The following is a 723-nucleotide window of genomic DNA, read 5'->3' as shown; positions in this document are numbered from 1 at the left end:
AGTCCGCGAGGTCGCCGAACTCCGGCAGCACCGCCGTGTAGTCGGACACGTCGTAGCCACCGTCCCGCAGCGGGGACTTGAAGAAGGGCGGCAGCCACAAGCAGTCGACGCCCAGCCACTGGAGGTAGTCGAGCTTCGCGGTCAGGCCCTTGAGGTCGCCGACGCCGTCGCCGTTGCTGTCCTGGAACGAGCGGACGAGTACCTCGTAGAAGACGGCGCGCTTGAACCACTCCGGGTCACGGTCCCTGGCAGGAGTGTCCTCGAAGGTGTCCGGAACGGGTTCGTTGACGATCATGTTGTGGCTGACCCTCCGATCTCCGGGGTGGACGGTCGCAGAACCGTGAAGACGTGCGCGGGCCGGTGGCCCGGTTCGAGGCGCACATAGTTGGCCCTGCCCCAGTGGTAGGTCTCGCCGGTGAGCTCGTCGCGCACCGGCACCGACTCGTGCCAGTCGAGGCCGAGTTGCGGCATGTCCAACGAGACCGTGGCCTCCTGGGTGTGGTGGGGGTCGAGGTTGGCGACCACCAGAACCGTGTTCGAACCCTTCCGCTTCGAGTAGGCGATCACCGCCTCCTGGTCGGCGTGGTGGAAGTGCAGGTCGCGCAGCTGCTGGAGGGCCGGGTTCTCGCGCCGGACGGTGTTGAGCCGGGTGAGCAGCGGGGCGATGGTGCGGCCCTCGCGTTCGGCGGCTTCCCAGTCGCGGTGGCGCAGCTGGTACTTCTC

The 723-nt window shown here is 67.8% G+C and carries 2 protein-coding genes; both read right to left on the bottom strand.

Annotated elements, in window-relative coordinates:
* A partial coding sequence (locus ADK65_RS36525) for an alpha-amylase family glycosyl hydrolase (protein ID WP_267889775.1) occupies positions 1-295 on the bottom strand: 295 nt, incomplete at its 3' end.
* The coding region (locus ADK65_RS36520; RefSeq protein ID WP_159038874.1) for a DUF3459 domain-containing protein at positions 292-723 on the bottom strand (432 nt) is incomplete at its 5' end. The genes ADK65_RS36520 and ADK65_RS36525, both read right to left, overlap by 4 nt.

The organism is Streptomyces sp. NRRL B-1140, from assembly GCF_001280065.1.
In the GTDB taxonomy this organism is placed as follows: Bacteria; Actinomycetota; Actinomycetes; order Streptomycetales; family Streptomycetaceae; genus Streptomyces.
This window is presented reverse-complemented; position numbering and strand designations above follow the sequence as displayed.